The sequence below is a fragment of the Tropicibacter alexandrii genome (assembly GCF_003667315.2).
Lineage (GTDB): Bacteria > Pseudomonadota > Alphaproteobacteria > Rhodobacterales > Rhodobacteraceae > Tropicibacter > Tropicibacter alexandrii.
The window spans coordinates 18519-39272 of the sequence record NZ_RCTZ02000012.1; the positions used below are offsets into that span (position 1 = coordinate 18519).

Consider the following 20754-nt stretch of genomic DNA (forward strand, 5'->3'; position numbering starts at 1 on the left):
GCCTCCTGTCGGGTCGGATATCCCATCCTGACGCGGCAAACCGCCGGGGATCAATCGTGGTATTCCCGACCTTCGCGGTTGATTGTGAAGGGATTCCGTCGTAACCGCTGACGCAAAGGGGACTTGAGATGACCAAAGGGCATCTGGCACTTCGACGATGACCATGCGCGCACATCTTGCGCGCTTTTCGTGTTTGCCCCAACCTTTCAGCGACCTCCCAACAGGGCGCGCCTTTTCCAGACAGGACAGAACCATGCCACATTCCATCGCCATCATCGGCGCTTCGGGCTATACCGGGGCCGAGCTGATCCGGATCATCGCCACTCATCCGTCTTTCGAGATCAAGGCCTTGGCCGCCAATTCCAAGGCCGGTCAGAGCATGGCACAGGTGTTTCCGCATCTGCGCCATCTCGACCTGCCGGACCTTGTGACGTGGGAAGAGATCGATTTCGACCAGATCGACCTGTGTTTCTGCGCCCTGCCGCACAAGACCTCGCAGGAGGTGATCTCGAAACTGCCGATGTCGGTCAAGATCGTCGATCTGTCGGCGGATTTCCGGCTGCGCGATCCGCAGGCCTATGCGCAATGGTACGGCAATGAGCATGCCGCGAAAGAGATTCAGAAAGAGGCGGTCTATGGCCTGACCGAGTTCTATCGTGACGAGATCGCAGGCGCGCGGCTGGTGGCGGGCACGGGGTGCAACGCGGCCACGGGGCAGTTCATCCTGCGGCCGCTGATCGCCGCCGGGGTGATCGATCTGGACGATATCATCCTTGATCTGGCCTGTGGTGTGTCCGGGGCGGGGCGGTCGCTGAAGGAAAACCTGCTGCATGCGGAACTGTCCGAGGGGACGAATGCCTATTCGGTCGGCGGCACGCATCGGCATCTGGGCGAGTTCGATCAGGAGTTCAGCGCCATCGCGGGCCGCGAGGTGAAGATCCAGTTCACGCCGCATCTGGCGCCGTTCAACCGGGGTATTCTGGCAACCGGCTATGTGAAGGGCGAGGCGCAGGCTATCCATGAGGCCTTGGTCGCGCAATATGCCGAAGAGCCGTTCATCGAGGTGCTGCCGCTGGGCGAGACGCCGTCGACCCACCATGTGAGGGGCTCGAATTTCGTGCATATCGGCGTGGTCGCGGACCGTTTGCCGGGCAAGACCATCGTGGTTGCGGCGCTCGACAACCTGTTCAAAGGCTCGTCGGGGCAAGCGGTGCAGAATGCCAACCTGATGCTGGGCGAGGACGAAACCGCCGGGCTGATGCTGGCACCTTGCTTTCCCTAGGCCGTTGCCGAGCGGTGCGGCTGCGCCGCGCTCTTTTCTCTGGGGGCGTTGCCCCCAGACCCCCGTTGGGGCTCTGCCCCAAACCCCGCGGTATTGTCTGCCAGAAGAAGCAAAGGCGCGGCATTTTGTGCCGGGCCTCCCCAAGTCCGGCGTTATCGATTATATAGCTTGTGAACCCGTCTAGGAGTGTCGCAATGGCCCTGAAATCGCTGAAGAAAAAGAGACGTATCCAGATCATTGCGATGGCGGTGATCGCGCTGGTGATTTCCACGGGGTTGATCGGGTATGCGATGCAGGACGGGATCAACTTCTTTCGCTCGCCCTCGCAAGTGATGGCCGAGCCGCCGGCGCCCAGCGAGACCTTCCGTATTGGCGGATTGGTCGAAGAGGGGACGCTTGTGCGCGGTGAAGGCGAGCAGGTGCGCTTTTCCGTGACCGATGGCGGGGCGACGGTGCCGGTCGTCTATACCGGCGTGCTGCCCGACCTGTTCGAGGAGAACCAAGGTATGGTCGGCACCGGCCGATACGTCGACGGTATCTTTGAAGCGTCTGAAATCCTTGCGAAACATGATGAGACCTACATGCCGAAAGAGGTCGTCGACGCGCTCAAGGAGCAGGGGGTCTACAAGGAGCCCGAAAGCTGAGTCAGGCCTTGGGCAGGACGATATAGGCGCGTAGCCCGCGCGTGTCGCTTTCGAGATGGAGGCCGCCGCCGGATTGGCGGGCAAACCCGGCCACCGCCGACAGACCGAGCCCCACGCCTTCGCCGACGGGTTTGGTCGTGTAGAATGGCTCTGCGAGCTTTCCCAGCGCTTCGGCGGACACGCCGGGTCCGTCATCTTCGACGAGGATCGCGGGGTAGGGCGGGGCAGTGCCCAAGGGCGGATCGAGGTCGGGGCGCGTGGCGAGGGTCACCGCCTTGACGGTGATCGAGCCCTTCCGCCCGAGGGCATCCTGAGCGTTCAGGCACAGCTGGATCACGCAGGTTTCCAGCATCTCGCGGTCCACATGCACGTAGATCGGGTCGTCGAAACCGGAAACCTGAACCGAGATGCCGGATTCCAGCAGGTCGCGCAGCACCGGTTCGAGCCGAAGGACAAAGCCGCCCAACTCGGTCGGGCTGGTGTTGAGCCGGGTGCGCCCGCTGGAGGCCAGCAATTGCTTCACGGTCATCGCCGCGCGTTGGGCGGCCTCTCGGCTTTGGCGCAGGGCGGCGGATTTTTCCGTCGGGTCGTCGAGCAGGTCGTGCAATTCGAGATTGCCGATGATCGCCGTCAGCAGATTGTTGAAATCATGCGCCACACCGCCGACGAATTGCCCGAGCGCCCGCGATTTCATTGCACCGGCGTAGCGGCGCTCGGCATCGCGCCGGGCCTTGTGCCGCGCGGTGCGGGCTTGGCTGGCCTTTATGAAATACAGCAGCGTGGCAAGGCAGACGGCACCGGCGACCATCTGTTGCGCGAGCCCGGTCAGCATGGGCAGCACGGACAGGAAGCTGCCGAACGTGCCGATGGCGAAACTGGCGCTGTCGAGCCACACCGCGTCGGGCGCGGGGTCGGGTCGCTGGATCAGGAAGAGGGCCGTGCCGACCAGCGCATAGGCGCCGACCAGCATGTAGATTGGGTCGCCCAGACTCATCGTGTAGATCGGACCCAGATAAAACGTGCTGATACTGAGGATGTACAGGGCGCGGGCCAAGTTCAGTCGCGCAGCGCTCGCATGAGCGCCGGGCTCACCGGGGCGGACCGTCCACCAGAAGACCAGTACCGTCAGGTAATACATCGCCGCCCAGACGACGAAGAAGACGTCCTGCGTCAGCGTGATCATCAGGGCCGAAACGACAACGACGATCCCTTGGCGCAAAGCCAGTTCGATCGGTTCCCCGAACTCCGACTGGTACAGCCCTTCGAGGCGTTCTGTTACGGTTTCGGTCATTCACATCGCGACGTTTCAAGCCCGCGGATTGTTTAGCACGTAAGCATTTTCACTCAAGGCCACCATGGTCTGACATGCAAAAGGCGCGCCTCCTTCGGCGGAGACGCGCCCAAACGTTTCGTTCGCAGGGGTTCAGATCAACGCAGGATTGAGCGCCCTGCATAGATGGCGGTTTCACCCAGCATTTCCTCGATGCGGATCAGCTGGTTGTACTTCGCCAGCCGGTCCGAGCGCGCCAGCGAGCCGGTCTTGATCTGACCGCAATTCGTGGCCACGGCGAGGTCGGCAATGGTGGCATCCTCGGTCTCGCCCGAGCGGTGCGACATGACATTGGTCATGCGCGCGCGGTGCGCCATTTCCACCGCTTGCAGCGTTTCGGTCAGCGAGCCGATCTGGTTCACCTTGACCAGCATCGAGTTCGCGCAGCTTTGCTCGATCCCCATGGACAGGCGGGCCGGGTTGGTCACGAACAGGTCGTCGCCCACCAGCTGCACGGTTTCCCCCAGCACCTCGGTCAGCATCGCCCAGCCGTCCCAGTCATCCTCGGAACAGCCATCCTCGATCGAGATGATCGGGTAGTCGTTCACCAGCGCCTGCAGATAGGCGACGTTTTCATCCGGGGTCAGGGACAGGCCTTCGCCCTTCATCTCGTACTTGCCGTCCTTGAAGTATTCGGTCGCGGCGCAGTCGAGGGCCAGATAGATATCCTCACCCGGCTTGTAGCCGGCCTTCTCGATGGATTTCAGAATGAAATCAAGCGCGTCGCGGGTGGACTTCAACTCAGGCGCAAAGCCGCCCTCGTCGCCCAGACCGGTGGACATGCCAGCGGCGTGCAGTTCCTTCTTGAGCGTGTGAAAGACTTCGGAGCCCATGCGCACGGCGTCACGGATGTTCGTGGCGCTGACCGGCATGATCATGAATTCCTGAATGTCGATCGGGTTGTCGGCATGCTCACCGCCGTTGATGATGTTCATCATCGGAACGGGCAGGGTGCGCGCCGAGGTGCCGCCGATATAGCGGAAGAGCGGCTGACCGGTGTATTCCGCGGCGGCCTTGGCCACAGCCAGAGACACGCCCAGAATGGCGTTGGCGCCCAGACGGCCCTTGTTGTCGGTGCCGTCCAACTCGATCATCGCCATGTCGATGGCGACCTGCTCGGTCGCGTCGAAGCCAACGATGGTCTCGGCGATCTCACCGTTCACGGCAGCCACGGCTTCGAGCACGCCCTTGCCCATGTAGCGGCTCTTGTCGCCGTCGCGCTTTTCCACCGCCTCATAAGCGCCGGTGGACGCCCCCGAGGGCACGGCGGCGCGGCCCATGGTGCCGTCTTCCAGCGTGACGTCGACTTCGACGGTGGGGTTGCCCCGGCTGTCGAGGATTTCGCGGGCGTGAATGTCGATGATGGTGCTCATGGAACGCTCTCCTGAAGCTGATGTCGCGCGTGGTTTACCACCCGCGCGACGAAAGTAAATGATGCCGTTACCGCTAACGACTCTTTATTTCATGGGTTGCGCTAACGTCGCACGCTAACGGTGGCAAGGCTGGCCGGCGCGCTTTGCCGGGCCAGCCTGCGTTCGCGCATAAAGCTGTAAAGCCCCGCCCCAAGGATCAGCGCCGAGCCGATCAGCGTCCAGCGATCCGGGTAGTCGGCGAAAAAGATGATCCCGAAGGTGATCGAATAGATCAGCCTTGTGTAGCGGAATGGCGCGACCTGACTGGCCGGGGCCAGCCGCATCGCGGTGGTGATGGCGAGGTAACCAAAGGTGGTTACGAACACCGCGCCCGCGATCAGCGACCAGACATAGGGCGTGCTGACGACTTCCCAATTGCCAAGGCCCAGCAGCACGATGCCGGGCAGGATCGTCGCCGCAAACCCCCACATCGAGATCGCGATCGGGTGCATATGCGCAGGGCTCATCCGGGTGATCAGGTCGCGGGCGGAGAGGGCGGTGATGCCCATGACGGCGAACAGCTCCCATCCGGTGAATTGCGCGCCCCAAGGGCGGATCACGATCAACATGCCGATCAGGCCGACGACCACCGCCAGCCAGCGCCGCCAGCCCACGGTTTCCTTGAGAAAGATCGCAGCCCCCATCGTGACCACCAGCGGCCCGGCCTGCGTGATGGCAGCAAAGACCGGCAAGGATGTGTTGGACACGCCGACGATCATGCCGACCGCGGCGATCATTTCCGTGACATTGCGCCACAACAGCATCGGGTGCACCGCGTCGCGGGTCAGCAGGGGGATGCGTTTCAGGCGCGCCATGAAGATGAAGGCCAGCGTGCCGCCCAGCGACATGAACAGCATCATCTGGCCGACCGGCGCGACGGCGTTCGAGAGTTTCACGAACAGATCGGTCGTGGCCAGAAGGCCCATCGACACAATCATAAGTATAATGGCGCGCATCTCAGGTGATCACGTCGGGGGCATCCCTGCCGGTGCGTGATTTGATCTGGGCGAGGGCCTCGGCGGCGGCGATCACATCGGCCAGGGCCTCTTGCGGATCGCGGTCATAGTCCTCGGCCAATTGTTCGAGATAGACCCGCAGGGTCGCACCTTCGGTGCCGGTGCCGGACAGACGCAGCACAAGCCGCGCGCCGTTGGTAAAGCCGAAGCGCAGGCCCTGACCCTCGCTGCGCGAGCCATCGACCGGGTCGTCATAGGCAAAATCATCGGCGCTTTCGATGGTCAGCCCGGCGGCCTGTGTTCCGGGAAGGTCGCCGAGTTGCGCGCGCAGGTCATCGACCAGCGCATTTGCCGCCGCCGCATCAACGCCCTCGTAATCATGGCGAGAATAGTAATTCCGCCCGTAGCTTGCCCAGTGATCTTCAAGCAGCGCCTTAACGGAAATCTGCCGCTTGGCGAGGATATTGAGCCACATCAAGACAGCCCAGAGCCCGTCCTTTTCGCGCACGTGATCGCTGCCCGTACCGGCGCTTTCCTCGCCGCACAGGGTCGCCCTGCCATCGTCCAGCAGGTTGCCAAAGAATTTCCACCCCGTCGGAGTCTCGTAACACGGCAGGCCGAGTTTCTCGGCCACACGGTCCAGCGCGCGGCTGGTCGGCATCGAACGCGCGACGCCTTTCAAGCCCCCGGCATAGGCCGGCGCGCAGGTGGCGTTGGCGGCTATTGCGGCGAGGCTGTCGGAGGGGGTGACGTAGATTCCACGCCCGACGATCATGTTGCGGTCGCCGTCGCCATCGCTGGCGGCGCCAAAATCGGGGGCATCCGGGCCCATCATCTCGTCAACCAGTGGTTTAGCCCAGATCGGGTTCGGATCGGGGTGTCCGCCGCCGAAATCGGGCAGGGGCACGGCGTTGATGACGGACCCCTCAGGCGCGCCAAGCGTGCCTTCGAGGATGGCCTTGGCATAGGGGCCGGTGATCGCGTGCATGGCGTCGAAGCGCAGGGTAAAGCCGCCCGCGATCATCGCGCGCATGGCGTCGAAATCGAACAACTCTGCCATCAGTTCGGCGTAGTCGGTTACCGGATCGACCACGTCGACCACCATCTCGCCCAGCCGCGTTTCACCGATCACGGACAGGTCCACGTCTTGCGCCACGGCAATTCGATATTCGGACAAGGTCCGGGTCGCGTCGTAGATCGTGGAGGTCACGCTTTCGGGGGCGGGGCCGCCATTGGCGGTGTTGTATTTCACCCCGAAATCGCCGTCAGGCCCGCCGGGGTTGTGGCTGGCCGAAAGGATAATCCCGCCATCCGCCTTGCGCTTGCGGATCAGGTTCGATGCGGCAGGCGTCGACAGCAGCGCGTTCTGTCCGACGATCACGCGCGCTACGCCCTCGGCTGCGGCCATCCGCAGGACAACCTGCGCGGCTTCGGCGTTGAAGTGCCGCCCGTCGCCGCCCAGAACCAGCGTCTTGCCCGCGGCGCCGCCGATGCCGAGCCAGATCGACTGGATGAAATTTTCCAGAAAATGCGGGGCCTGAAAGACATGGGTCTTTTTCCTCAGCCCGGATGTGCCGGGCTTCTGGCCGTCAATCGGTTGCGTCTGAACGGAATTGATCTGCATGGTCATGCCTTTCGGTCAAATGCCTTGGGCGCACAATACGCCCGTGCCACGGCAGCGCAAGCGGCCTCTGGGCCTGCGATCCGCCCTGAAATGCCCGGCTTTTTGGCCGATTATGCGTGAAACGCCCTAATTCGTGCCCAGAACTTCGGCCAGATGCCCGGCGCAGCCACACAGGGCGGCGTAATCGTCGGTCACCAGATGCACCGGGAATTGCGTCACGAAGGGGCCAAAGCGGCCCTTGTCGGCCAGCGCCTCGGCGAACCCCATGCGCAGCAGGTGCGGGCCAAGATGGCCGGCCACCCCCCCCACAAGGTAGATGCCGCCATAGGGCAGGGTGGCCAATGCCAGATCTCCCGCATAGCGCCCTAGATAGCGCACGAAAAGCCGCACCGCGCGTTCCGCCTGCGCGTCACCCTTGTTGAAAAGGTCCATGATCGCGGCGGCGTCCAGCGGGTCGCCAAGCCCTTCGTCGTGGATCACGAATCCATAGAGCCGCTCCAGCCCTCGCCCCGACAGGATGTCCTCGACACCGGGCGAGGGGTGGCGTTCGGCGATCCACTCCACCAACCGCAATTCCTCGGGCGAGCGGGCTTGCAAGCTCATATGGCCGGCCTCGGCGGCGGGCACTAGCGTGCGTCCACCACAGGCCAGAACCGGCACCGCGTTCAGGCCGGTGCCGACATTGATGACCAGCCGCTGCGACGTGTCGCCCACGGGCCGACCCGGCAACAGCGTCTTGAAGGACCGCGCGTCGAAATAGGGCACAGCGTGGCCCTGTGCCTGCATGTCGTTGAGCAATTCGACCACCGGCACATCGAAGGCCAGACGCAAAGCGGCGCAGTCGATCGTCCAGTCGAGATTGGTCAGACTGCCGACGCCATCGTGAACCGGTCCGGCCATGTCGATGCAGATCGCCGCGGCGCGGCCGGGTGTGTGCGAGAGAAAATCGCGCAGGATCGGCTCGACCCCGGCGTGATCGGCATTGCGGTAGCGGCGGATCGAGCCATCGATCAGCTCGACCCCCTGACACAGTCCGACGCGGGTATTGGTGCCGCCGATATCGACGGTGATGAAGAGATCGGTCATGTCGACGCTCCTTTGGCGGATCAGCGCGTGGGGGCGGGGCCGGTCGAGGTTCCGATGATCAGCTCGGCCTCCAGCAGTCTGTGCTGCGGTTCCTGCCCCGGATCGTCGATCAACCGCAAGAGCATTTCCGCCGCAAGCACCCCCGCCTGCCGCACCGAGGATCGCGTGGCGGTAAAAATCGGGATGTTCTCGCCGTTCTTGAGATAGCTCAGGTCATCGTCATGGGTGATCACCGACACATCGCGCCCCATGACCCTGCCGATCTCGTGGATGGCCCGGCGCACGCCGATCGCCGTCATCATCGAGGAGACGACAAAGGCCGTGGGCGGATCATCGGTCGCCAGCATGTCCCGCGCGGACCGGTAGCCGTAGATTTCAGTCATCTCTTCGCCGCGCATCAGCTCCGGGTCGGGCGTCACGCCCCGGTCGGTCAGGGCCGCAAGATAGCCTTCGCGCCGTCTGTGGGCGAAATCCATGTGCTCCAGCCCGTTGATCAAGGCGATGCGGCGGTGATTGAGATCCAACAGGAAGTCGGTCGCGCGGCGGATGGCGCGGGCATTGTTCATGTCGAGCCACGAATAGGGCATGTTGATGTCGGAGGCCCGGCCGTGCACGACAAAGGGCAGGCCCAGTTCGGTCAGCAGCGGAATGCGCGGGTCGTCCATGCGCGGGCCGTGCATGATGATGCCGTCGACGCTGCCCCGGGTCCGCAGGTTGCGATAGGCCTCCTCTTCCTGCGAATCGTCGACAAGCGAGATCACGATCTCGTAGCCCCGTTGGGCATAGGTCGACCCGGCCCCGGCGATGAAGTCGCCAAAGACAGGGTTCACCATTTCGTGCTGATTGGACACGGGAATGACGTGCCCGATGGCGTGCGCCCGGCCCGTGGCCAGCCCCTTGGCGCGGGCATTGGGCCGGTAGTTCAGGGCATGCGCGGCCTCCTGCACCCGTTTGCGCGTGGCCTCCGAAACCTCCGGATAGCCGTTCAGCGCACGGCTGACCGTGGTTTGCGACAGGTTCAGGTGGCGGGACAGCTCTTTCAGGTTCATGTGTCTTAATGACCCGAAGCGCTTTGGATTTGTCAAGCGGCAGGCGCATCTTTTGGTGAAATCGCCGAGGCGGGACTGAAATATTTTTCGGGGCTGAAATCTCGATTCCCTTGGGAAATGGACTAATTGACGTTGACAGATGGGGGCGAGTCGCGCTTATTGTACCGCCACCCAAAGCGCTTTGGGAGAGTTTGGCGAAGCGCTGGACGTTATCGATAACGGACCGGGCATCAGGCTGGGTCCAGCAGGGAGGAACCTCATGACAACCACGAAACTGAACTTCTATCTGGGTGCGGCCACGGCAGCCCTGATCGCGGGCGGCGCAAACGCGGCGGACCTGACCATCGCCGGGCCTTGGACCGGCGCGGACGAGCAGCAGGTGCAGAACGTGCTCGACATCTTCCGCGAGCAGTCCGGCCTCGACGTGTCCTATGTCGGCTCCGACAGCTTCGAGCAGCAGATCGTCATCGATGCCGAGGCAGGCGCCGCGCCGAACATCGCCGTCTTCCCGCAGCCGGGCCTCGCGTCCGACATGGCAAGCCGCGGCTTCCTCGCGCCGCTCAAGGATGGCACCGCCGACTGGATTCGCGAAAACTATGCCGCGGGCCAGTCCTGGGTCGATCTGGGCACCTATGAGGGGCAGGACGGCAACGAGGACCTGTATGGCTTCTTCTACAAGGTCGATGTGAAGTCGCTGGTCTGGTATTCGCCCGAAACCTTCGAGGATGCGGGCTACGACGTGCCCGAGACGATGGAAGACCTCAAGGCGCTGACCGAGGAAATCGCCGCCAATGGCGAGACGCCTTGGTGCATCGGTCTGGGGTCCGGTGGTGCGACGGGCTGGCCCGCGACCGACTGGGTCGAGGACATGATGCTGCGCACCCAGTCGCCCGATGTCTATGACCAGTGGGTCGCCAACGAGATACCCTTCAACGACGAGCGCGTAGTGGGTGCGATCGAGGAATTCGGCTGGTTCATTCAGGATGCGCATGTGGCCGGTGGCAAGGGCGCCGTCGCCTCGACCGATTTCCGCGACAGCCCCAAGGGTCTCTTCTCGTCGCCGCCGCAATGCTACATGCACCGTCAGGCGTCCTTCATCCCGGCCTTCTTCCCCGAGGGGACCGAGGTGGGCGTGGATGTGGATTTCTTCTACTTCCCGGCCTATGCGGACAAGGATCTGGGCGCGCCGGTTCTGGGTGCGGGCACCCTGTGGGCCATCACCAACGAGAACGACGCGGCACATCAGTTCATCGAGTTCCTCCAGTCGGTTGAAGCGCATGAGGCCTGGATGGCGCAGAAGGGCTTCCTGACCCCGCATAAGGGCGTGAACCCGGATGCCTTCGGCGATCCGACCCTGCGCAAGATGAACGAAATCCTGCTGGGCGCGACCACCTTCCGCTTTGACGGGTCCGACCTGATGCCGGGTGCCGTGGGCGCGGGCAGCTTCTGGACCGGGATGGTCGACTATGCCGGTGGCAAGCCCGCCGAGCAGGTCGCTCAGGAAATCCAGGACAGCTGGGACAACAACAAGTAAGGCTTTGACCTTCATGTGAAAACACCCGTCCCGGGCGAAGACCCGGGACCTCACGGTCAATACTGGCAGAGGCCCCGGGTCTCTGCCCGGGGCGGGTGACACCAAGCGCGAACCTGCACATCGCGCGACCAGCCAAGGGGGAGGGGACTGGGATGCATCCAGCCATCATGGGTCTGTTGACCATTGCCGTGGGCGTAGGCGGCTGTATCGCCTACTTCTGGGGATCGAACCAGTTTCTCGACCGGGTGCTGTTTCCCGCCAAGGGGCCCAATGCGGGGCGCAACATCAACCGCGCCAACATGATCCGGCCATGGCTGTTCCTGTTCCCGGCCCTGTTCGCCCTGTCGCTTTACCTTGCCTATCCGGTGTTCGAGACCCTGCGCCTGTCGATGACCGACCGCGACGCGGGCGGCGCCTTCATCGGGCTTGCGAACTACATCCAGATGGCCGACGAGCCGAAATTCTGGGAAGCCATGCGCAACAACATGCTCTGGCTGATCGTCGTTCCGGCGCTGTCCACCGCCTTTGGCCTGCTGGTCGCGCAACTGACCGACCGGATCGGCTGGGGCAGCGTGGCCAAGTCGCTGATCTTCATGCCCATGGCGATCTCTTTCGTCGGCGCGTCGGTGATCTGGAAACTGGTCTACGACGCCCGTCCGCCGGGCACGGACCAGATCGGCGTTCTGAACGCGCTCTATGTCTGGTTCACCGGCAACGATCCGCAGCAATGGCTGACGATCCCGTTCTGGAACAACTTCTTCCTCATGGTCGTGCTGATCTGGATCCAGACCGGTTTCGCCATGGTGATCCTGTCCGCCGCCCTGCGCGGCATCCCCGAGGAAACCGTCGAGGCGGCCATCGTCGATGGCGCCAACCCCTTCCAGATTTTCTTCAAGATCAAGGTGCCGCAGATCATGGGGACGATCCTCGTGGTCTGGACGACAATCACCATCGTGGTGCTCAAGATCTTCGATATCGTCTACGCCATGACCAATGGCCAATGGGAGACGCAGGTTCTGGCCAATTACATGTTCGACAAGCTTTTCCGGTCGAATGACTGGGGCGTGGGGTCGGCCTCGGCCATGGTCATCATGCTGCTCGTCACCCCGATCCTCGTCTGGAACGTCTGGAATGCCCGCAAGGAGATGCGCTGATGGATAACATAGCCGGTTCCAAGTCCTCGCTCACATGGGCTGTCCATATCTCGGTCGCGCTTCTGGTGGCGCTGTGGCTGTTCCCGACCGTGGGCCTGTTCGTCTCGTCCTTCCGCACAGCAGACCAGATCGCGACGTCCGGCTGGTGGTCGTCGCTGTCCGAACAGGAAAGCCAGAACCCGTTCATCCGGGTTTCGGGTGATCAGGTTCAGGAAGGCGACCTGTACGTCATCGAGGGCCAGCTTTTCCCTGAAACCGACGCCGAGGTCAGCGCCTGGGGCACATCCTCCCGTGAACCCGAGGCCTACGAGCCGGGGGCCGTGGTTGACCTCGGCGACGGCCAGAGCCTGATGGTGAACGAGGCGGGCGCGTTCCGCATGACCTCGGAAACCGACATGGAGGGCACCCGCCTGCCGCGGGTCTTCACCACCGCGACCACGCCGCCCGAATTCACCTTGGAGAACTATGAACAGGTGCTGGGCGGCGGCAATGGCACGGACAGCATGGCGCAGGCCTTCATCAGCACGCTGACCGTGACGATCCCGGCGACGGTCATTCCCATCGTGGTGGCCGCCTTCGCCGCCTATGCGCTGGCTTGGATGGATTTCCCGGGGCGGGCGTTGCTGGTGGCCTTTGTCGTGGGGCTGCTGGTGGTGCCGTTGCAACTGGCGCTGATCCCGCTGCTCAAGCTGCATCTGGGGATCGGCATCGGCAAGGGCTACCTTGGCGTCTGGCTGGCCCATACGGGGTTTGGCTTACCCTTGGCGATCTACCTGCTGCGAAACTACATGGTCGGCCTCCCGCGTGACATCATCGAAAATGCCCGCGTCGACGGCGCGACCGAGTTCCAGATCTTTACCAAGATCATCCTGCCGCTCAGCTTCCCGGCACTGGCCAGTTTCGCGATCTTCCAGTTCCTGTGGACATGGAACGACCTGCTGGTGGCCAAGGTCTTTTTGATCGACGCGACGGGGCAGACCACGGTGATGACGGCTAAGATCATCGAATTGCTCGGCACCCGTGGCGGCAACTGGGAAATCCTCGCGACGGCGGCCTTCGTGTCGATCATCGTGCCGCTGATCGTCTTCTTCGCAATGCAGAAATACCTCGTGCGCGGCCTGCTGGCCGGCTCGGTGAAATAATCAACACGCGCCCCGGCCCCCATGCCGGGGGCCTACAGGATACGCTTATGACACTGGACATGAACAACGATTGGTGGCGCGGTGCGGTGATCTACCAGATCTACCCGCGCTCCTATCAGGATACCAATGGCGACGGGATCGGCGACCTTGGCGGCATCACCCAGCGGCTGCCTTACGTGGCGAGCCTTGGCGTCGATGCGATCTGGATTTCGCCCTTCTTCACCTCGCCGATGAAGGATTTCGGCTACGACGTCAGCGATTATTGCGACGTCGACCCGATGTTCGGCACGCTGTCGGATTTCGACCTGCTGGTGGAAACCGCCCATGCCCATGGCGTGCGCGTGATGATCGACCTCGTGCTGTCGCATTCGTCGGACCAGCACCCGTGGTTCGTCGAAAGCCGTGCCTCGCGCGACAACCCCAAAGCCGACTGGTATGTCTGGGCCGACCCCAAGCTGGACGGCACGCCGCCCACCAACTGGCTGTCGATCTTTGGCGGCAGCGCATGGCAATGGGACGCCCGGCGCGAGCAATACTACCTGCACAACTTCCTGACCTCGCAGCCCGACCTGAACTTCCACAACCCGGATGTGCAGGACGCGCTCTTGGACGTGGTGCGGTTCTGGCTGGAACGGGGCGTCGATGGCTTCCGTCTGGATACGATCAACTTCTACGTCCATGACAAGGAATTGCGCAGCAATCCCGGCCTGCCGGTGGACCAGCGCGACGACCGGATCGCGCCGCGTGTGAACCCCTACAACCACCAGGATCACCTCTACGACAAGAACCAGCCCGAGAATATCGCCTTTCTCGAACGCTTCCGCGCGCTGCTCGACGAATATCCCGGCAAGACCGCCGTGGGCGAGGTCGGCGATGCGCAGCGCGGGCTTGAGATCATGGGGGAATACACGGCGGGCGATAACCGCGTGCACATGTGCTATTCCTTCGAGATGCTGTCGGGCAAGCAGCCCGAGGCCGACAAGGTCGCGCAGATCATGGCGGATGTGGATGACAAGGCCCCCGAGGGTTGGGCCTGCTGGGCCTATTCCAACCATGACGTGGTGCGCCACGCCACCCGCTGGGATCTGACGCCCGCGGCGCAGCGCGCCTTTACCACGCTGATGATGTGCCTGCGCGGCTCGGTCTGCATCTATCAGGGCGAGGAACTTGGTCTGCCCGAGGCCGATGTGGCCTTCGAGGACCTGCAAGACCCCTATGGCATCGAGTTCTGGCCCGAGTTCAAGGGCCGCGACGGCTGTCGCACGCCGATGGTCTGGGAGAAGTCCAACCAGAATGGCGGCTTCACCGAAGGGACGCCTTGGCTGCCCGTCAGCTCGGAACACGTCAACATGTGCGTGGCCGTGCAGGAAGAAGACCCGGGCGCGCTGATCCATCACTACCGCCGGGCCATTGCCTTCCGCCACGCGCATAGCGCGCTGCGGCAGGGCGATCATGACGGCGTCAAACACACCGGCACCGTGGTGCATTTCCAGCGCAGCGACGGCGACGAGACCCTGTTCATCGCGATCAATCTCAGCGGCGAACCGGCGGTGATCGACGCGCCCGAGGGCGATTGGCATCAGGTCGGGCAGGAACTGGGCTCGGCCGCGCCGGGACCGGATGGCAAGCTGCATCTGGGCCCGTGGCAACCGGCGCTGGCATTGAAGAAATAGGGGGAGGGGACACATGGCCAATCTGAAATTGCGCGACGTCGAAAAGACCTATGGCGGCACCGTCAACGTTCTGAACGACATCAATCTTGATATCGAACAGGGCGAGTTGATCGTCTTTGTCGGGCCGTCGGGCTGCGGCAAGTCCACCCTGCTGCGGATGATCGCGGGGCTGGAAAAGATCACCGGCGGCACGCTGGAGATCGACGGGCAGGTCGTCAACGACGTGCCGCCCGCGCAGCGCGGCATCGCGATGGTGTTCCAGAGCTACGCCCTGTACCCGCATATGACCGTGCGGGAAAACATGTCCTTCGCGTTGAAACTGGCCAAGAAATCCCCCGATGAGATCGCCAAGGCGGTGGATCGCGCGGCGAAGATGCTGCAACTCGAACCCTATCTGGACCGCCTGCCCAAGGCGCTGTCCGGCGGCCAGCGCCAGCGCGTTGCCATCGGGCGGTCCATCGTGCGCGACCCCAAGGTCTACCTGTTCGACGAGCCGCTCTCGAACCTCGACGCGGCGCTGCGCGTCGCGACCCGGATCGAGATCGCGCAGCTCAAGGAACAGATGCCCGACCGCACGATGATCTACGTGACCCACGATCAGGTCGAGGCGATGACGCTGGCCACCCGGATCGTCGTTCTCGCCAACAAGGGCATCGCGCAGGTCGGCACGCCGCTGGATCTGTACGAACGCCCCAATTCGGAATTCGTCGCGCAGTTCATCGGCTCTCCGTCGATGAACCTGCTGCCGGGCGAAGTCATCGGCACCGGCGCGCAGACCCGTGTGAAACTGGCAGGCGGCGGCGAGGCGCTGTCGGATTACCCGACCACCGACGCCGATATGGGGCTGAAGGTCAAGGTCGGCATCCGCCCAGAGGATTTCGTGATGACCGACGGGCAGGGCAGCTATCAGGGCACCGTGGACATCACCGAGGCGTTGGGTGAGGTTACGCTGCTCTACTTCCAGACCGATGGCAGCGCCGAGCCGGTCATTGCCAAGCTGCCGGGCATCCATCGCGAGATGCGCGGCAAGACGGTCGCCTTGTCGGCGGACCCGTCCAAGGTGCACCTCTTTGCGGACGGCGTATCGCTGCACTATCGCTGACAAACGAAACGCCCGGGGCCGCGCGCCTCGGGCGTCCTACGATCCACGGTGATCGGGTCACTTCACCAGTTGACCGCCGGCCTGCACCCAATGGCCAAGACCGCCGATATTGTGCACCTCGTGCCCCATTCTGGACAGCATGCCCTTGGCCATGCCCGACCGCGCACCCGAAGCGCAATAGACGCAGACCGGCTTGCCCCGTTTCAACTCGGGCAGACATTCGGGCGAGGACGGATCAGCGCGCATCCGCAGCGCCGCAGTTGGAATGGCGATCGCTCCCTTGGCCTTGCCGCTTTGGGCGATCTCCGTCGGTTCGCGGATGTCGATCAGGACGATTTCGCCGGTCTCGGCCTTTGCGATGGCCTCGGCGACGGGCATGTCGTTGGAACGGGTGTTGAGGAAGGCAAACATTTCAGCGTCTCCATGCTGCAGTTGCACATTTATATATATTCTTAAAGTCGAATGTAAAGGGGAGATGACAGGTTCATGATCTGTTCACTTTTTCCCATTGGCCGTATCGCGCATTTCCACTATGTACCGTTCTGTTGCCATGAAGCGGGGGCAGGTCATGCCAGAGCTGAAGAATATCGAGGTGCGCGGCGCGCGCGAACACAACCTCAAGAACATCGACGTGGACATTCCCCGCGACCAGCTGGTGGTGATCACCGGGCTGTCGGGATCGGGTAAATCGTCGCTGGCCTTCGACACGATCTATGCCGAAGGGCAGCGCCGCTATGTCGAGTCGCTGTCGGCTTACGCGCGGCAATTCCTTGATATGATGGAGAAACCCGACGTTGACCACATCAGTGGTCTGTCGCCGGCCATCTCCATCGAGCAAAAGACGACGTCGAAGAATCCGCGCTCGACCGTTGGCACGGTGACGGAAATCTACGACTACATGCGCCTGTTGTTCGCGCGGGTCGGCACACCCTACAGCCCTGCCACCGGGCTGCCCATCGAGGCGCAGCAGGTGCAGGACATGGTCGACCGCGTGATGGATATGGAGGACGGCACGCGCGGCTACCTGCTGGCGCCGATCGTGCGTGACCGCAAAGGCGAATATAAGAAGGAATTTCTGGAGCTTAGGAAGCAAGGCTTCCAGCGGGTCAAGGTCAATGGCGAATTCCACGAGTTGGACACGCCGCCCGTGCTCGACAAGAAATTCCGCCACGATATCGACGTCGTGGTCGACCGGATCGTGGTCCGCGAGGGCATGGAAACCCGGCTAGCGGATTCGTTCCGCACCGCGCTGGATCTGGCCCAAGGCATCGCCGTTCTGGAAACGGCGCCCAAGGAGGGCGATCCGGAACGGATCACCTTCTCCGAGAATTTTGCCTGCCCCGTCAGTGGCTTCACCATCCCCGAGATCGAACCGCGCCTATTCTCGTTCAACGCGCCGTTCGGGGCCTGCCCCGATTGCGACGGTCTGGGGGTCGAACTGTTCTTCGACGAACGGCTGGTGGTTCCCGACCAGACGCTCAAGATCAGCGATGGCGCGTTGGCGCCATGGCGCAAGGGCAAATCCCCTTACTTCTTGCAAACCATTGAATCGCTTGCGAAACACTATGAGTTCGACAAGAACGCGCGGTGGAAGGACCTGCCCGCGCACGTGCAGCACGTCTTCCTGTACGGCTCGGGCGACGAGGAAATCCAGTTCCGCTATGACGAGGGCGGGCGCATCTATCAGGTCAGCCGCGTCTTCGAGGGGGTGATCCCCAATATGGAGCGCCGCTACCGCGAGACGGACAGCAGCTGGATTCGTGAAGAGTTCGAGCGTTATCAGAACAATAGGCCTTGCGGCTCATGTGACGGCTACCGCCTGCGGCCCGAGGCATTGGCGGTGAAAATTGCGGGTCTGCATGTTGGCCAGGTCGTCGAGATGTCGATCAAGCAGGCTTTTGACTGGTGCGAAAGCGTGCCTGCCAGCCTGACGAAGCAAAAGAACGAGATTGCTCGCGCCATCCTCAAGGAAATCCGCGAGCGGCTGGGCTTCCTGAATAATGTGGGACTTGAATATCTCACGCTAAGCCGTTCTGCGGGAACGCTTTCCGGCGGTGAAAGCCAGCGCATCCGGCTGGCCTCGCAGATCGGGTCGGGTCTGACCGGTGTGCTCTACGTGCTGGACGAGCCCTCTATCGGTCTGCACCAACGCGACAACTCTCGTCTGCTCGACACGCTCAAGAACCTGCGCGATCAGGGCAACACGGTGCTGGTCGTTGAACATGACGAGGAAGCGATCCGCGAGGCGGATTACGTCTTTGACATCGGACCGGGGGCCGGGGTGCATGGCGGGCAGGTTGTGTCGCATGGCACGCCAGAGGCGGTGCAGGCCGATCCGGCCAGCCTAACCGGCCAGTACCTGTCCGGCGCGCGCGAGATCGCGGTGCCCAAGGAGCGTCGAAAGGGAAATCGCAAGAAACTCAAGGTGGTAAAGGCCACGGGCAACAACCTCAAAGAGGTCACTGCGGAATTCCCGCTTGCGAAATTCGTCTGCGTGACCGGCGTTTCGGGCGGCGGCAAGTCGACCCTGACAATCGAAACCCTTTTCAAGGCCGCCTCGATGGCGCTGAACGGTGCGCGGCAGACGCCCGCGCCCTGCGAGACGATCAAGGGGCTGGAACATCTCGACAAAGTCATCGATATCGACCAACGCCCGATCGGGCGGACTCCGCGGTCGAATCCTGCGACTTACACCGGGGCCTTCACCCCGATCCGCGACTGGTTCGCCGGTCTGCCCGAGGCCAAGGCGCGCGGCTACAAACCCGGTCGCTTCAGCTTCAACGTCAAGGGCGGGCGCTGTGAGGCGTGCCAGGGCGACGGGGTCATCAAGATCGAGATGCACTTCCTGCCGGATGTCTACGTGGAATGCGAGACCTGCAAGGGCGCCCGCTACAATCGTGAGACGCTCGAAATCAAGTTCAAGGGCAAGAGCATCGCCGATGTGCTTGATATGACAGTGGAAGATGCGCAGGGCTTCTTTCAGGCGGTGCCCGCGATCCGCGACAAGATGGACGCGCTGATGCGCGTTGGTCTGGGCTATATCAAGGTCGGGCAGCAGGCGACGACCCTGTCCGGCGGCGAGGCACAGCGGGTGAAGCTGTCCAAGGAGCTGGCGAAACGGTCGACCGGGCGCACGCTGTATATCCTGGATGAGCCGACCACGGGCCTGCATTTCGAGGATGTGCGCAAGCTATTGGAAGTGCTGCATGAATTGGTCGATCAGGGCAACTCGGTCGTGGTGATCGAGCACAATCTGGATGTGATCAAGACGGCAGACTGGTTGATCGACATCGGTCCCGAGGGCGGTGATGGCGGCGGTGAGATCGTTGCGGTCGGCACGCCGGAACAGGTGGCGGAGGTCGAGCGCAGCCATACCGGGCGGTATCTGAAACCGATGCTCAAGCAGGGCAAGGTTGCGGCGGAGTGAGGGGCAAGCCGCTTCGAAGCGGCTTGGATCAAGCGGGTTGCAACCCGCTTCATACCGCGTTTCCAAACGCGGCAAACAAGGCCCTTCGAAGGGCCTTGCCCGTGCCTGACGCTCAGCGTTTGCAGGTATTGATGCCGAGGATCGCGTAGGGCGGGCACGACCCCATGGCCGAGGTCGCCAGCATCAAGACGGCCACCACCAGTGCGACCCATTTCAAAGCGCCGGCCAGTGTGAAGAACAGCACCAGCGCAATCACGCCGACGATGGCGCGGATGATCCGGTCGATCTGACCCATATTCTTTGCAAACATTTCATAGCCCCACATAAAGGTTGATCTGAGACTGACGTTACCAACGCCTTCCGTGATTCGAATATGATTTGCATCAAACTCGCGGAATTGTGTGGGTGGCCTCAGCCGCGCCCGCGTTTCTCGAACCGGGGCAGCATCGCGCTGAAATCCATGCCTTTGCCATCCTCGTCCTCGACGAAACGGCGGTACAACTCCATCGCGGCTTGCCCCATGGGCGTGTCGGCATCGGCGGCCTCGGCCGCTTGTTGGCTCAGGCGCAGGTCCTTCAGCATCAGATCGGCGGCAAATCCGGGCCGATACCCGTTGTCTGAGGGCGATTGAGGGCCGATTCCGGGTGCCGGGCAATAGGCGTTCATCGACCAGCTGTAGCCCGACGAGGTGGACACCACGTCGAACATCGCTTGCCGGTCCAGACCCAGCTTGTCGGCCAGGGCAAAGGCCTCGCAGGTCGCGATCATCGTCACGCCGAGGATCATGTTGTTGCAGATCTTGGCGGCCTGCCCGTTGCCCGCCGGGCCGCAATGAACGGCCTTCTGGCCCATGATGTCGAAGAGGGGTTTGGCGGTTGCGAAGGCGTCGGCCCCGCCGCCGACCATGAAGGTCAGCGTACCGTTGGTCGCGCCACCGACGCCGCCCGAAACAGGCGCGTCCAGCGCGCCAAGACCGGCCTCCTCGGCCATGACTGCCACGGCACGGGCCGAGTCCACATCGACGGTCGAGCAATCCAGCAGCACCGCGCCCTTGGCCATGGCCGGGATGATCTTGGCGGCAACCTCGCGAAGGATCGCGCCATTGGGCAGCATGGTGATGACCACATCCGCGCCCTGCGCGGCTTCCACCGCCGAAGCGACCGACGTCACGCCCTCGGCTTTCGTCCCGGCCACGTCAAAGCCGTGCACCCCATGCCCCGCCTTGGCGAGATTGGCCGCCATCGGCGCGCCCATATTGCCCAGCCCGATAAATCCGATCTTCATCGCTCTCTCCCTGAAATCCAGTTTGTCCCGCCCGAGCGGCATCAGCATCTTTGAC

Annotated in this window: 17 protein-coding genes; 8 read left to right on the forward strand and 9 right to left on the reverse strand. The window is 62.9% G+C overall.

What is annotated here, in order from left to right; all coding sequences use genetic code 11:
* The first annotated feature begins 253 nt into the window (after positions 1-253).
* Entirely contained in the window at positions 254-1282 is a 1029-nt protein-coding gene (gene argC, locus D8Z78_RS15390) for an N-acetyl-gamma-glutamyl-phosphate reductase (protein ID WP_121631790.1), read from the forward strand.
* A 194-nt stretch (positions 1283-1476) separates the two neighbouring features.
* Positions 1477-1926 (forward strand): cytochrome c maturation protein CcmE, encoded by a 450-nt coding sequence (ccmE, locus tag D8Z78_RS15395; RefSeq protein WP_121631791.1) that lies wholly within the window; start codon positions 1477-1479, stop codon positions 1924-1926.
* Position 1927: 1 nt separating this feature from the next.
* On the opposite strand, the gene D8Z78_RS15400 is transcribed toward ccmE, so the two are convergent.
* The 6 genes from D8Z78_RS15400 to D8Z78_RS15425 all read right to left on the reverse strand — a co-directional run bounded on the left by D8Z78_RS15400 (position 1928) and on the right by D8Z78_RS15425 (position 9383).
* Positions 1928-3217 carry a sensor histidine kinase gene (locus tag D8Z78_RS15400; protein ID WP_121631792.1) on the reverse strand — a complete coding sequence of 430 codons (1290 nt, stop codon included), beginning with the start codon at positions 3215-3217 and terminating at the stop codon, positions 1928-1930.
* Positions 3218-3354: 137 nt separating this feature from the next.
* The gene (gene eno, locus D8Z78_RS15405; protein WP_121631793.1) at positions 3355-4629 is read right to left on the reverse strand and encodes a phosphopyruvate hydratase; all 1275 of its coding nucleotides are present in this window, start codon (positions 4627-4629) and stop codon (positions 3355-3357) included.
* A gap of 101 nt (positions 4630-4730) precedes the next feature.
* Positions 4731-5624 (reverse strand): DMT family transporter, encoded by an 894-nt coding sequence (locus tag D8Z78_RS15410; RefSeq protein ID WP_121631794.1) that lies wholly within the window; start codon positions 5622-5624, stop codon positions 4731-4733.
* 1 nt (position 5625) lies between these two features.
* Complete coding sequence (locus D8Z78_RS15415; RefSeq protein ID WP_420824322.1) at positions 5626-7254, reverse strand: alpha-D-glucose phosphate-specific phosphoglucomutase; 1629 nt, start codon at positions 7252-7254, stop codon at positions 5626-5628.
* A gap of 120 nt (positions 7255-7374) precedes the next feature.
* The gene (locus D8Z78_RS15420; RefSeq protein ID WP_121631796.1) at positions 7375-8334 is read right to left on the reverse strand and encodes a glucokinase; all 960 of its coding nucleotides are present in this window, start codon (positions 8332-8334) and stop codon (positions 7375-7377) included.
* A gap of 20 nt (positions 8335-8354) precedes the next feature.
* Positions 8355-9383, reverse strand: coding sequence for a LacI family DNA-binding transcriptional regulator (locus tag D8Z78_RS15425; RefSeq protein WP_121631797.1), 1029 nt, complete (start codon positions 9381-9383; stop codon positions 8355-8357).
* A gap of 259 nt (positions 9384-9642) precedes the next feature.
* Between D8Z78_RS15425 and D8Z78_RS15430 the strand changes: the two genes are divergently transcribed.
* The 5 genes from D8Z78_RS15430 to D8Z78_RS15450 all read left to right on the forward strand — a co-directional run bounded on the left by D8Z78_RS15430 (position 9643) and on the right by D8Z78_RS15450 (position 15988).
* Positions 9643-10917 (forward strand): ABC transporter substrate-binding protein, encoded by a 1275-nt coding sequence (locus tag D8Z78_RS15430; RefSeq protein ID WP_121631798.1) that lies wholly within the window; start codon positions 9643-9645, stop codon positions 10915-10917.
* Between the two features lie 152 nt (positions 10918-11069).
* Positions 11070-12071: a carbohydrate ABC transporter permease gene (locus tag D8Z78_RS15435; protein WP_121631799.1), complete on the forward strand. Its 1002-nt coding sequence runs from the start codon at positions 11070-11072 to the stop codon at positions 12069-12071.
* On the forward strand, positions 12071-13213 hold the full coding sequence (locus D8Z78_RS15440; protein WP_121631800.1) for a carbohydrate ABC transporter permease: 1143 nt from the start codon (positions 12071-12073) through the stop codon (positions 13211-13213). Before D8Z78_RS15435 ends, D8Z78_RS15440 begins: the two co-directional genes overlap by 1 nt.
* Positions 13214-13260: 47 nt before the next feature.
* Positions 13261-14886, forward strand: coding sequence for an alpha-amylase family glycosyl hydrolase (locus D8Z78_RS15445; RefSeq protein ID WP_121631801.1), 1626 nt, complete (start codon positions 13261-13263; stop codon positions 14884-14886).
* A gap of 13 nt (positions 14887-14899) precedes the next feature.
* Positions 14900-15988, forward strand: a complete 1089-nt coding sequence (locus tag D8Z78_RS15450; protein WP_121631802.1) for an ABC transporter ATP-binding protein — start codon at positions 14900-14902, stop codon at positions 15986-15988.
* Positions 15989-16045: 57 nt separating this feature from the next.
* Here D8Z78_RS15450 and D8Z78_RS15455 read toward each other — a convergent pair whose 3' ends face one another.
* Positions 16046-16399, reverse strand: a complete 354-nt coding sequence (locus D8Z78_RS15455; protein ID WP_121631803.1) for a rhodanese-like domain-containing protein — start codon at positions 16397-16399, stop codon at positions 16046-16048.
* A gap of 157 nt (positions 16400-16556) precedes the next feature.
* Between D8Z78_RS15455 and uvrA the strand changes: the two genes are divergently transcribed.
* Complete coding sequence (uvrA, locus tag D8Z78_RS15460; RefSeq protein ID WP_121631804.1) at positions 16557-19415, forward strand: excinuclease ABC subunit UvrA; 2859 nt, start codon at positions 16557-16559, stop codon at positions 19413-19415.
* A gap of 112 nt (positions 19416-19527) precedes the next feature.
* On the opposite strand, the gene D8Z78_RS15465 is transcribed toward uvrA, so the two are convergent.
* A complete protein-coding gene (locus D8Z78_RS15465; RefSeq protein WP_240672144.1) occupies positions 19528-19710 on the reverse strand; it encodes a YgaP family membrane protein in 183 nt (60 codons plus the stop codon).
* Positions 19711-19826: 116 nt separating this feature from the next.
* The gene (gene mmsB / locus D8Z78_RS24995; RefSeq protein WP_240672151.1) at positions 19827-20699 is read right to left on the reverse strand and encodes a 3-hydroxyisobutyrate dehydrogenase; all 873 of its coding nucleotides are present in this window, start codon (positions 20697-20699) and stop codon (positions 19827-19829) included.
* Positions 20700-20754: the final 55 nt, after the last annotated feature.

Excerpts from the sequence above, each read along its gene's own strand:
- D8Z78_RS15465 (WP_240672144.1), bottom strand. The coding sequence starts at position 19,710 with ATGGGTCAGATCGACCGGATCATCCGCGCCATCGTCGGCGTGATTGCG.
- D8Z78_RS15450 (WP_121631802.1), top strand. The coding sequence starts at position 14,900 with ATGGCCAATCTGAAATTGCGCGACGTCGAAAAGACCTATGGCGGCACC.
- D8Z78_RS15440 (WP_121631800.1), top strand. The coding sequence starts at position 12,071 with ATGGATAACATAGCCGGTTCCAAGTCCTCGCTCACATGGGCTGTCCAT.
- ccmE (WP_121631791.1), top strand. The coding sequence starts at position 1,477 with ATGGCCCTGAAATCGCTGAAGAAAAAGAGACGTATCCAGATCATTGCG.
- D8Z78_RS15425 (WP_121631797.1), bottom strand. The coding sequence starts at position 9,383 with ATGAACCTGAAAGAGCTGTCCCGCCACCTGAACCTGTCGCAAACCACG.
- D8Z78_RS15415 (WP_420824322.1), bottom strand. The coding sequence starts at position 7,254 with ATGACCATGCAGATCAATTCCGTTCAGACGCAACCGATTGACGGCCAG.
- D8Z78_RS15420 (WP_121631796.1), bottom strand. The coding sequence starts at position 8,334 with ATGACCGATCTCTTCATCACCGTCGATATCGGCGGCACCAATACCCGC.
- mmsB (WP_240672151.1), bottom strand. The coding sequence starts at position 20,699 with ATGAAGATCGGATTTATCGGGCTGGGCAATATGGGCGCGCCGATGGCG.
- D8Z78_RS15430 (WP_121631798.1), top strand. The coding sequence starts at position 9,643 with ATGACAACCACGAAACTGAACTTCTATCTGGGTGCGGCCACGGCAGCC.
- D8Z78_RS15400 (WP_121631792.1), bottom strand. The coding sequence starts at position 3,217 with ATGACCGAAACCGTAACAGAACGCCTCGAAGGGCTGTACCAGTCGGAG.
- argC (WP_121631790.1), top strand. The coding sequence starts at position 254 with ATGCCACATTCCATCGCCATCATCGGCGCTTCGGGCTATACCGGGGCC.
- D8Z78_RS15455 (WP_121631803.1), bottom strand. The coding sequence starts at position 16,399 with ATGTTTGCCTTCCTCAACACCCGTTCCAACGACATGCCCGTCGCCGAG.
- D8Z78_RS15410 (WP_121631794.1), bottom strand. The coding sequence starts at position 5,624 with ATGCGCGCCATTATACTTATGATTGTGTCGATGGGCCTTCTGGCCACG.
- eno (WP_121631793.1), bottom strand. The coding sequence starts at position 4,629 with ATGAGCACCATCATCGACATTCACGCCCGCGAAATCCTCGACAGCCGG.
- D8Z78_RS15435 (WP_121631799.1), top strand. The coding sequence starts at position 11,070 with ATGCATCCAGCCATCATGGGTCTGTTGACCATTGCCGTGGGCGTAGGC.
- uvrA (WP_121631804.1), top strand. The coding sequence starts at position 16,557 with ATGCCAGAGCTGAAGAATATCGAGGTGCGCGGCGCGCGCGAACACAAC.
- D8Z78_RS15445 (WP_121631801.1), top strand. The coding sequence starts at position 13,261 with ATGACACTGGACATGAACAACGATTGGTGGCGCGGTGCGGTGATCTAC.